This window comes from Oscillibacter sp. 1-3 (assembly GCF_000403435.2).
GTDB lineage: Bacteria > Bacillota > Clostridia > Oscillospirales > Oscillospiraceae > Oscillibacter.
This window is the reverse complement of record NZ_KE159707.1, coordinates 2,274-14,127: the sequence shown is the minus strand read 5'-3', so window position 1 is coordinate 14,127 and position 11,854 is coordinate 2,274. Positions and strand designations below refer to the sequence as shown.

Here is an 11,854-nt window from a genome sequence, read left to right as displayed (position 1 = left end):
TGCCTATGCGAAAAACGAAAAACCTTTCCCGCGTAATGAGTATGATCCTGGCCTTCTGCCTGAGTGTGGCCCTGCTGCCCGCCCAGGCGTTTGCTGCCACCACAGATGACAACCCCGCCACATGGCCCGCGCCGGATTCCCACTACACGGCCCCGGACAAGAACCCCGTCTATCTCATGGTGGACTTCACCGATGAGGACAACGGCGGTGTTGCGGCTGCTCACCGCTGTCTCTCCGGCGCGGAGCTGAACCCGGATATTGTCAAGGCCACCGCCTCCGCTGGCGGGCGGGTCAAGTACACCTGCGACACCTGTGGAAGCTGGGCGCAGATCAACGTCCCCGCCCTGACCCTGAGCGCGTTTACCCTGGACCCGGCCTACAAGACCCACATGACTACCGGCGTGGAGTTCAGCGGCAGCGCCTACACAGTGGTCTATAACGTGGCCCCGGCGTTCCACCGCTATGTCGGCACCACGCTGGACAACCATGTTTCCGTCACCTCTACCGGCTCCTACGGCATTATCATCACCGTGGACAGCGCCATCTATGACAATGTGGAGCTGACCACGGCGGAGCGGCTGCTGGTGCTGCCCAAGGCCATCCCCTGGACAGCCGACTTTAGCAGCAAGATTTATGACGGGAACAGCCTGCTGGACGGCAAAACCGTCACCTATCTGGATGTAAACGGCGCGTCTGTCCCCGCCGCCCTCTCCGCCTGCAATGTGAAGGTTGAGAATGGGGAGCTGACGGTGGATACCGCCTCGCCTGTCACCCGGCCCGTGGCTGCTGGTCCCTATGCCATTGGCGCGACCATCACGGATGATAACTACGTCTGGCAGACCGAGGACGGCAAATATAACACTGTTTATACCCTGGCCTGGATTTTCCCGGCTACCAATACCATCTATGTGGGCGATACCGTCCAGGCGGTGAGGCTGACCACCGGCAGCAGCGTGTATGCTTCTCCCTACACCTGGACCATTGACCCCAGCTATGCCGGGTTCAATTCCAGCAAGCCCGGAAGCACTGAGGTCCAGGCGGTCATTACCAAGGGCGGCACGTCCTTTGGCCGTGTCACCATCCCCGTGACCGTCGTTCCCCGGCCCATTCTCAGCGTGGAGGAAGTGGTGCGGACCGCTCCCATGGGGACGGCGTTCAATAAGCTGGGCCTGCCCTCCACCGTCTCTGTTGTGGCCGAGGGCGGCACCGGCAACGCCCAGACCGTCACCGGCGTTCCTGTCACATGGAGCAGCACCGGCTATGATCCCTATGCCCTGACGCAGACCGTCAAGGGAACGCTGAACCTCACCAACTTCCCCCAGCTCTCCGGCGAGAACATCCCCGCTGTCACCGCTACGGTCAATCTGACCTATGGCACCGTGGAGGCCCCCTCCATCAGCGATTACACCAAGACCTATGACGGGCAGTCCACCGCCCTGCCCATGCCCGGACTGCCGGAGGGCATCCAGTCCGTCACCGTGGCCTACAAGGGTACTGCCAATAACGGACGGCCTTACAGCAGTTCCAACCCTCCGGTGAACGCTGGCAGCTACACCGCCACCGTCTCCTTTGTCATGGAGCAGGGTTATCCCCAGCTCTCCACGACTGCTGTGAGCTATACCATTGAAAAAGCGGCTCAGACCTGTCCCGCCCCCACGCTGGCGGCGGCAGCTACCAACTCCCTGACGCTGAACACGGTGGAGAACGCCGAGTACAGCATGGATGGGCAGGTGTGGCAGGACAGCCCCGTGTTCAAGAATCTGGACGCTGGCACCGCCTACACCCTCTACCAGCGGTTGAAGGCCACCGAGGACGGCAACTATGACGCTTCTCCCGCCGTCTCCGCGCAGTTCTCCACCGAGTACACCACCGTGGACCCCGGCGATCTGTCCGCTGTCCTCAAACCGCAGTCCTATCCTTACACCGGGAACCCCATTGCCTATCAGGTTCCCACAATCTCCCACGTTACCCGGTCCACCGTGACCTATACCGTGGACGGCCAGACCACCACCGCCGCCCCCACCAACGCGGGGACCTATCCTGTGACGGTCAGCTTCACCATGCAGGCGGGGACGGCGCAGTTGGAGCCGGTTACTTCCACGCTCACCATTACGAAGGTGGAGCAGAACGCCCCCAACCCGCCCCGTGCCAGCAATACCGCCACCAACTCCATCACCGTCACCGCCATTCCTGGGGCGGTGTTTTCCATTGATGGGGGCAAGACGTGGCAGGCCAGTACCATTTTTGAGGGCCTGACCCCGGACACGGCCTATACCATCCTGGCTAAGTATCCCGGAGATCGCAACCATGAGGAAAGCCCCACTTCCTCCGCCATTATCCGCACCACCCGGCAGAACGCCTCCGCTGGGACAGTCCAGTCCGCCGTCTATACCTATGACGGGACGCCGAAATCGCTGGTTGCGGATGTTCCCGCCGGATGCACCGAAGTGGTGCAGACCTTTACCGGGACCAAAGGGACCTCCTACGGCCCCGCCACCGAGCCGCCTGTGAACCCCGGCGTTTACAATGTGAAGGTCAGCTATACCATGCAGAGCGGCTACGCGGAGTTGCAGCCGCAGTACGCCACCCTGACCATCAACAAGGCCATCCCCGCGCGGCCCCTGGCCCCTGTGGTCACTGGCGTGACCGATTCCTCCATCACCATTGAAGTGGTGGACGGCATGGCCTACTCCATTGACGGCGGCGTGACGTGGCAGACCACCGGCACCTTCACCGGCCTGACCCGCGACACCACCTATGAGATCAAGGTCAAGGCGGTGGAGACGGCCTGTTACAAGGAATTGGAGGGTCCCTCCACCATGCAGGCCACCGAGAAAACCGTTGTCACCTTTGAGCGGTTCGCGGATCAGACGGTGGAGTACAACGGCCACGCGCAGACCTACACCCTGCCCAAGTCCAACCCCGGCATCGCCTCCATGACCATCACCGGCTATGACGGCATCGCCACCCCGCCCATCACCGTGGGCGATTATGTGGTCAACATCGACTTTGTAGCGGCAGACGGCTATATGCTCCCCGAAACCCTGCCCGCCCCGGTGCTGCATATCACCCGCGCCTCCGGCGAGGCCGGGACGATCCGGCCCGTGCTGAAGGATGAGACTGTCACCTATACCGGCGCTCCCCAGCGTTACCACGGTGCGGACGGCATTGAGGGTATTTCCTCCGTTGCCCTGACCTACACCGGTGCGGACGGCGTGGAAAGCACCACCGCCCCCACCAACGCCGGAGTTTACCATGTGACCGCCATCTTCTCCCCGGACGCCAATCATACTCTGGCGGCTGGTAACTACACCGCCACCCTGACCATCCGCAAGGCGGGGCAGGATACGCCTATGGCTTCTCTGGAAAGCAGCAGCGCCCATGCGCTGACCGTCTCCGCCATTCCCGGCGCGGAGTACAGCATTGACGGCGGCACCACATGGCAGACCGGCAATACCTTCAGCGGGCTGGACGCTGACAAGAGCTATACCATCCTGGTCCGCATGGCCGAGGACGAAAATCACACCGCCTCTGGCACCCGGCCTGTTTCCGGTAGGACCACCGATACGCCGGTGAACATTCTGGACACGGATATGCCCGCTTACAGTACCGTTTACAACGGCAACCGCCAGCCCTATCCCTACACGGATTTGCTCACCAGCATGGAGGGCATCAGAAGCGTCAGCGTCATGTACGTTGGCACTCTCGCCAGCGGCAACCCCTATGAGACATCCGAGGCCCCCGTGGACGCTGGCACCTATAAGGTCCGTTTCTACCTGGTTGCCGAGGACGGCTACGATCTGAGCGCCGAGCAGGTCTATGCGGATATGACCATCTCCAAGGCCCCGCAGACCATGACCAACCCTCCCACCATTGCCCGCCGCACAACGACCACCATTGCGCTGAACCCCGTCCCCGGCGCGGAGTACAGCATGGACGGCGGCGAGACTTGGCAGGACAGCCCCAAGTTTACCGGCCTGACCCCCGATACCTCCTATACCTTCACCCAGCGGATGAAGGAGACGGACAACCTCACCGCCTCTGACAGTCAGAGCGTGGAGGGCCGGACTGTGGCCGACACGGGGCTGAATTATGAGATCGACTACCGGAAGGAGATCATCACCTTCGACCCCGATGTGGTGGAGGCCGGTGAGGACTACACCCTGACGAACGGTCTACCCAACAACGGCGGCATTACCCCCGGCACAACCATCTATGTCCGACTGGTGGACGATGGCACCGGCAAACCCGGCCCCGTGGTCATGGAGGTTCTGCCGGAGCGTCCCACCGCCCCGGACGTGAAGGTGAATCCTTTCGACTTCACCATGAATACCACCACCGGCATGGAGTATTCCGATGACGGCGGTGAAACCTGGAAGCCCTGCGAGGACCGGCAGAACGTGGAGGACCGGCAGGGCGAGACGCTGCTGGTGCGGATCGCCGCCACGGACGATTCCTTTAAGAGCGACCCCACCACTGTGACCGTTCCCGTTCGGGGGGCGGCTCCTGTGCTGACCATTGACAACGCCGCCGAACGCATGGACGCTACCTCCGCCATGGAGTATTCCAGGGACAGCGGCAAGACCTGGATCGCCTGTCTGGACAACATGGACCTGTCCGAGCTGACCAACGCCACCCTGCTGGTGCGCTATGCCTGTGACAGCACCAAGCCCGCCAGCAATCACGCCACCGTGACCGTCCCCAGCCGGAACGCCGCCCCCACCGCTGACATTGACCGTGTAGCCGAGCTGCTGACCGTCTCCGGCACCGCGCCGGAGTACCGGACGGAAAGCGGCTGGACTGCCGTTCCCGCTGACGGGCTGGATGTGTCCAGCTTCTACGGCAAGGAGCTGGCTGTTCGGGAGAAGTACGATTCTGACCATTTTGCCAGCCTGCCCGTGCTGGTGAAGGTCCCGCAGAAGGGTGACAAGCCTGATCTCACCATTGACCGGGACAAGCAGACGGTCAACACCACCGCTGGCATGGAGTACAGCACGGACGGCGGCAAGACCTGGACCAAGTGCGACCCGGATATGGATGTTTCCAACCTGACCGGCCAGACCATCCTCGTTCGGGAGGCAGCGACCGAGGACAAGTTTGCCAGCGATTCCACCGAACTGCGGATTCCTAACCGTACAGAGAATCCCGTGGTGGAGCTGGACACCGTTACCGAGACGGTGAACACCACCACGAATATGGACTACTCCATTGACAGCGGCTTGACCTGGAACCCCTGCAACAAGCCCATGGACGTGTCCAATCTGACCGGGCAGACAATTATCATCCGCAATCATGGGAACAGCGATTCCTTCCCCAGCAGCGGTGTGACCGTGACCATTCCCGTTCGCCGGGAGGCCCCCAAGGTGGAGGTGGACAGCAAGGCCCAGACCGTCAGCTCCGACAAGGGCGTGGAGTTCTCCGCTGACGGCGGCAAAACATGGACCACCCTCTCCAAGTCACTGAACACTGCCGATTACCTGGGCAAGACGGTCCTTTTCCGCTATCCTGCCACCAGAGAGGACTTTGCCAGCCGAACCGTCACTGTGGTGATCTCCAAGCACCCCGGCGCTCCTGTGCTGGTCTTTGACCCTGACAATGAGACGCTGAACACTACGCCGGATATGGAGTACAGCACGGACGGCGGCAAAACCTGGAAGCCCTGCCCGAACCCGCTGGACGTGTCCGATCTGGCCGGGAAGGATGTTCTTATCCGCTACCCCGGCAAGGGTGACGGCCTGCCCGGTGAGACGGTTACGGTGAAGATTCCTGACCGCCGCAAGGCTCCCAGCGTGGGCCATACCGATGAAACCCGGCAGGGCCGGAATGACGGTACTTTCACCAAGACAGATAAGACCATGGAATACCGGCTCCTGCCCGACGGCAAGTGGACCGCTATCACAGGGAACACCGTGAGGGGACTGGCTCCCGGCACATACGAGGTGCGCTATGCGGCCACCGCCTCTGAAATGGCCTCCCAGGTCCAGAAGGTCACGATTGCCAAGGGCGGCAGCACGGGCGGCATTGGTGATCTGACCACTCCCGGCTCCAAGCTCTCCCTGCTGAACCGAAAGGACCATATCGCCTATATCGCCGGACGGACCAGCACCCAGGCCGCGCCCAACGCCGATATTACCCGCGCCGAGGTTGCCGCCATCCTCTACCGGCTGCTGACCCCGGAGGCAAAAGCCGCCTATGGCACCAACATCAACCGTTTCAAGGACGTTCCCGCCGGGGCGTGGTACGGCACCGCTGTCTCCACCCTCTGCAACATGGGCGTTATCACCGGCTACCAGGACGGCAGTTTTGGTCCCCAGCGGAATATCACCCGTGCGGAGCTGGCAACGATCCTTGCCCGGTTCTGTGACAGCAGCGGCAATAACACCGTTCTGGACCGCTTCACCGACATTTCCCATAGCTGGGCACGGAAGTACATCAATCTGGCGGCGGATGCCGGTCTGGTCTATGGCTACACAGACGGCACATTCCGCCCCGACCAGAACATCACCCGCGCGGAAACCATTGTGATGGTCAACCGTATCCTGGGCCGCTCCGCTTCTGCTGACACCGTGGTGAAGGGCTACAAAACCTTCTCGGACGTTGCCGCTGGCGCGTGGTACTATTGGGATATTGTTGAAGCATCCAATGGTCACAGCTTCAGCATGGACGGCTCCACGGAGAAGTGGACTGCCCTCGGCTGATTCACAACACACATTTGCCCCGGAAGGACTGATTCCTTCCGGGGCTTCTTTTTTGCGTTTAAGGAGGTATGCTTAACGAAAACAATCGAAAATGGCAATTTCTATCATGCAATTTCGGTATCTGGTGGAAAAGATTCAAGTGCGCTCCTGTTGCTGATGATCGAAAAGGAAATGCCCATTGACTGCGTACTCTATGCGGATACGGGTATGGAGTTTCCTGAGATGGAGGCCCATATCGCCAAGATGGACGATCTTCTCTACCGGGAGCGCGGTATCCACATTACCACCCTGCGGCACCCCCATGGCTTTGAGTGGATGATGTTTGACGAGCCGAAGGTAAAACCGAGCTGCCTGGAACGCCGCGCCCAAATGGGTGTGCCGCCCTACGGCAACGGCTGGCCGGGAATGACCGTGCGCTGGTGTACTGGCCAGCTCAAAACGCACCTGATTTCCAAAGAGGTCAACCGGCTGAAGAAGGAGCAGAATGCCCTGCACTACATTGGCATTGCCGCCGATGAAGCCCACCGCTGTAAAGATGATCCGCAGAACCGCTATCCCCTGGTAGAGTGGAAGATCACCGAAGCCCAGGCGTTGCAGATTTGTTATAGCCGGGGCTTTGATTTTGGCGGGCTGTACGAAATCTACCGCCGTGCTTCCTGCTGGTGCTGTCCCTTGCAACGGATTGACGAGCTGCGGAAACTGCGGACCCACCACCCGGAGCTGTGGGCGCGGTTGCGGGATATGGACAACCGGGCGCGGACCATGTTCGGCCCCGGCCCCCTGGGACAGTTCAAGAAAGATTGGAGCGTGGAACGGCTGGAGGAACGCTTTGCCCGTGAGGAAAAGGCAGAGCGCAAGTGACACATCATCTTCTCCGCCGTTTGGTAGTCCCGCCTTAGTTTTTCCCGCTCATATAACACAAAATCACGAAAAGGAGGCAGACCCTCTATGAACTATGAGATAAAGCGTCCGCTGATGAAAGTGATCGACAAATGCCTGCTGGACCACGCTGCCGCTGTCGGCACAAAAGAGGGCGGGCCGGACATTGAAGATGTGTACCGGCTGCAAAACTTGTCTAAAATTCACTACTATTTGAAGGAGGAACATGACTTTCTGGCCGATGAAGTAACAGCCCTGCTGCAATTTACTGACCCGCTGACCGTGGCGCTGGAGTGCTGGAAAGAACAGGACCACCCATGGGAGTTTCCCATCTGCGACATACTCTATGCGATCAAGGCGTATGAGCGATTCCCCCTGGTGAACCCGGCTGGCTATGTCCAGCAGAAGGTGGATCAAATCCAATCCCTGAAAGACCGGCTGGACCGGAATATGTCTGACTTTCGGGCGGAGCTGCTGGGCATGGACAAGATGGAGATCATTGCCATGAGTGCAGAAATCTCTGCCATGCAGGGAGCGCACAATTTTATGAAGAAATACTTCAAATTTGAGCCGGGTAATGCTGAAATTTTACTCCGCATGGAAAACCCCCTGAAATTTGTCGCGACCCAATGGCGGTCTGATGTGGCTGAACTGTTTGATATGAACGCTCAGGTGGGAGAGGCGATTGTGGAGGCGGGCAAGGAGGCCGCAGTCCTGCGGTATTTTGCTGCGCCGGAACAGAGACAGGCTATTTCCGCCGAAGTGCAGGCCACATTGCAAATGCTGGTGGACACCGACCTGAAGCTGTACGGCGAGGTAACGGGAGATACCTTGGAGGCGATCCAGACACAGGGCTTTCTTTTGCGGGACGGCGCTTTGATAAAAGCGGACCCGGTACAGATTGGAGAGGTCCAGAGTGGACGGGAGCCTGCCGCAATATCTGATTCGGTAAAGCCCTCTCTGCGCGGCCAGCTCCACGAAAAAATGCGGGAAGCGGGTCAGCGCCCGCCCCCGTCAGAACATCCCAAGGGCGGCGAGGCTCGCTGACCCCGCCCGCCGCCGCTTGCAGGAAGGAGGCAGATCACTATGCAGGACGAAGTGCGGGATAAATCCGTTGCCCTGGCAATCAAGGTGGGCAAGACCGGCGGCAGACTGACCGCCGATCTGCTCAAATGGGCGATACGGAAGTATCTGGCGCAGTCCCAAAACCCGAAAATCCACCATGGCAAACAGAGCGTGAAGCAGCTTGTGGGCCAGGGGACGGGCGTGAAAAGTATTGATATTACCGCTAAAAATATCAAGTCATTTGAAAGTGTGGCGAAAAAATATGGCGTGGATTTTGCTCTGAAAAAGAACCCGGAGAAGGGTGAATACTACGTCTTTTTCAAGGCGCGGGATGATGACGCCATGAAAGCCGCCTTTGCCGAGTACACCGCCAAGACCATACGCCGCAAGGCCCCGGAGAAGCCGTCTGTCCGGCGGCAGCTTGCCCACTTCAAGGAGGTTGCCCGAAGCATGGCGCAGGATACCGTTAAGGACCGGGACAGAGGGGAGCGTGGACTGTGAAATTTGACTTGAAAAAGTTTCTGATTCTCAATTTCCCCTATGTGTTCATGTTCTGGTTCTTCAACCGTGTGGGCGAGGGCTACCGGCTGGCCGCTGGCGCGGATATGGTGGCAAAGGGCATGGGGGCGATCTCCGGCCTGGGTGCGATCATTTCCCGCAATCCCCTCCCCAGCTTCTACCCCCAGGACCTTCTTGTGGGGCTGATTGGCGCGGCCTGCATCCGTGCGGTGGTCTATATCAAGGCCAAAAATGCCAAGAAATACCGCCACGGGGTTGAGTACGGTTGCGCTCGTTGGGGCACGGCGGACGATATACGCCCGTTCATAAATCCAAAATTTGACCAGAACATTCTCCTGACGCAGACTGAGCGCGTCATGGTGGGCCGGAACAAGATTCCTAAGTATAATATCAACAAAAATGTTCTGGTTATTGGCGGTTCTGGCTCTGGAAAGACACGATTTCACATTAAGCCAAACCTCATGCAGATGAACGCTTGGTATATTGTCACGGACCCGAAAGGTACAGTTTTGGAAGAATGTGGTAAAATGTTTCAGCTGGGTGGGTATGAGATCAGAGTGTTCAATACCATCAATTTTAAGCAGTCTATGAGGTATAATCCGTTCCGGTATATCTACTGCGAGAATGACATTCTGAAGCTGGTCAATTGCATTATGGAAAACACCAAGGGCGAGGACAGCAAGGGCGGTGAAGATTTCTGGGCTAAGGCCGAGGCGTTGTACTATCAGGCGTTGATAGCCTATATCTGGTACGAAGCCCCGGAGGAAGAAAAGAACATGACCACATTGTTGGAAATGTTAAACGCCTCAGAAGTGCGTGAAGATGATGAAAATTTCAAAAATGCCGTTGATTTGATGTTTGAACAGTTGGAAAGCCGGGACCCGGATCACTTCGCTGTGCGGCAGTACAAGAAGTATAAAATGGCGGCGGGCAAAACAGCTAAATCTATACTTATTAGCTGCGGCGCAAGGATGGCCCCCTTTGACATTAAGGAGGTTCGCCAGCTTATGGAGGGGGACGACCTGGAACTGGACAAGATTGGGGACCGGAAAACGGCGCTGTTCTGTATTGTGTCCGATACGGATATGACCTTCAATTTCATCTCAGCCATGGTCTACACGCAGATGTTCAACGTCCTGTGCGACAAGGCTTTAGAGAACGGCGGCGCATTGAAAACCCACGTCACCTGCCTTCTGGACGAGTTCGCCAACCAGAAGATTCCCAACTTCCAGCACCTTATCAGCGTTATTCGCTCCCGCGAGATTTCCGCGCATATTGTTGTGCAGACGCAGAGCCAGCTCAAAGCGGTCTACAAGGACCATGCGGAGACAATTATCGGTAACTGTTCCTGCGTTTTGTTCCTCGGAGGCAAGGAAAGAAGCACCTTAAAGGAGATTTCTGAAACTTTAGGGAAAGCCACAATAGACAGCTATAACACGTCCGATACCAGAGGAAGCCAGCGGAGTATGGGCGTCAACTACCAGAAATTAGGCAGGGCGCTCATGGACGTGGACGAACTCGCGGTGATGGACGGCGGCAAGTGCATCTTGCAGGTGCAGGGCGTAAGGCCGTTTTTTTCCGACAAGTTTGACATTACCAAGCACCCGCAGTACAAGTATCTGCTGGATTCCAGCAAGAAGAATTACTTTGATATTGCGAAGTTCCTGGCCCGCAGGTTGACAGTGAAGCCGGATGATGTTTTCGAGTGCTACGAAATGGAAGCTCCGTCCTCCGGGGATTCCCCCTCCTGACGGGGCGGCTCCACTCTCTCCAATGCTGCCGCCTTTAGCTGGCTAACCCGCTTTGTATCAACGAAGTGCGTGGCATACCAGCGTTCAATTTCTGGATCGCCGCTCTTGCTGAACCGAAGGGGGATCACCGGCTTATGGCCCTGACCGCCCTTTTTCTTTACGCCCCACCGTTTGTAGTAGCAGAAAGACGGCTTTAACCCCGCCTTTTTCGCATACACCCGCATCTGGTGCATGACGGTGGACAGCTTGCTTAAATTGGCCGTACAGACGCGCTCCAAGTAGGAGACGCGCCCATACCGCCAGTTTTCATAGTCCTTTTTGGACAAATAGCCTATTTCCATCAGCACATCCACCGGAGCCGCAAAGCCCCGGTCCCGGCATTGCCGGTACATGGCTGAGTTTACCTTGCCAGTCAAATCTCTATTGTTCATGGAGAACCCCATTTATCTGTGTTATCTGCATTATACGGCAGAAACCGGCATTTGTAAAGGCTGGCACAACCTTCGACCGTCTGGCCGGACAAGCTGCTTTTGATAGCTGTTACTCAAAAGCCACGTTCCCGGCCCGGTAGCACCGCCGACTGACACGTTCAGTTGGCGGTGTTTCATATTTCCGGGGAGGATTCCCCGTCACATTCAAAATCAAAATTTCACAACATTATGGAGGTATTTTAATGGAATTTTTCACTTCTGCTATCGACACTTTGAAGGTTCTGGTAATTGCCCTCGGCGCTGGCCTGGGCGTGTGGGGCGTCATTAACCTGCTGGAAGGCTACGGCAACGACAACCCCGGCGCGAAAAGCCAGGGCATGAAACAGCTCATGGCGGGCGGCGGTGTTGCCCTGATTGGTATGCAGCTCATCCCCCTGCTGGCGAACCTGTTCGGCTAAGAGGGCGTAGCCAATGCTGAACATCCTCGACATAATCACAGACTGGATCAAGG

The 11,854-nt window shown here is 58.1% G+C and carries 7 protein-coding genes; 6 read left to right on the top strand and 1 reads right to left on the bottom strand.

Translation table 11 applies throughout. The annotated features are described in order from the left end of the window. Positions 1–5: 5 nt before the first annotated feature. From C816_RS06460 to C816_RS06435, 5 genes are all read left to right on the top strand, one after another. On the top strand, positions 6–6,698 hold the full coding sequence (locus C816_RS06460; protein ID WP_016321586.1) for an S-layer homology domain-containing protein: 6,693 nt from the start codon (positions 6–8) through the stop codon (positions 6,696–6,698). Positions 6,699–6,710: 12 nt separating this feature from the next. Further along, complete coding sequence (locus tag C816_RS06455) at positions 6,711–7,559, top strand: phosphoadenosine phosphosulfate reductase domain-containing protein (protein WP_155978941.1); 849 nt, start codon at positions 6,711–6,713, stop codon at positions 7,557–7,559. An 87-nt stretch (positions 7,560–7,646) separates the two neighbouring features. Further along, a complete protein-coding gene (locus C816_RS21645) occupies positions 7,647–8,624 on the top strand; it encodes a hypothetical protein (protein ID WP_016321584.1) in 978 nt (325 codons plus the stop codon). 39 nt (positions 8,625–8,663) lie between these two features. Then, positions 8,664–9,143: a PcfB family protein gene (locus C816_RS06440; protein WP_016321583.1), complete on the top strand. Its 480-nt coding sequence runs from the start codon at positions 8,664–8,666 to the stop codon at positions 9,141–9,143. Continuing rightward, positions 9,140–10,912, top strand: a complete 1,773-nt coding sequence (locus C816_RS06435) for a VirD4-like conjugal transfer protein, CD1115 family (RefSeq protein ID WP_016321582.1) — start codon at positions 9,140–9,142, stop codon at positions 10,910–10,912. Before C816_RS06440 ends, C816_RS06435 begins: the two co-directional genes overlap by 4 nt. Here the strand turns inward: C816_RS06435 and C816_RS06430 are convergent. Next, positions 10,870–11,343: a hypothetical protein gene (locus C816_RS06430; RefSeq protein ID WP_051147054.1), complete on the bottom strand. Its 474-nt coding sequence runs from the start codon at positions 11,341–11,343 to the stop codon at positions 10,870–10,872. The genes C816_RS06435 and C816_RS06430 overlap by 43 nt on opposite strands. A gap of 242 nt (positions 11,344–11,585) precedes the next feature. Between C816_RS06430 and C816_RS06425 the strand changes: the two genes are divergently transcribed. Continuing rightward, entirely contained in the window at positions 11,586–11,801 is a 216-nt protein-coding gene (locus C816_RS06425; protein WP_016321580.1) for a Maff2 family mobile element protein, read from the top strand. The last annotated feature ends 53 nt before the right edge of the window (positions 11,802–11,854 follow it).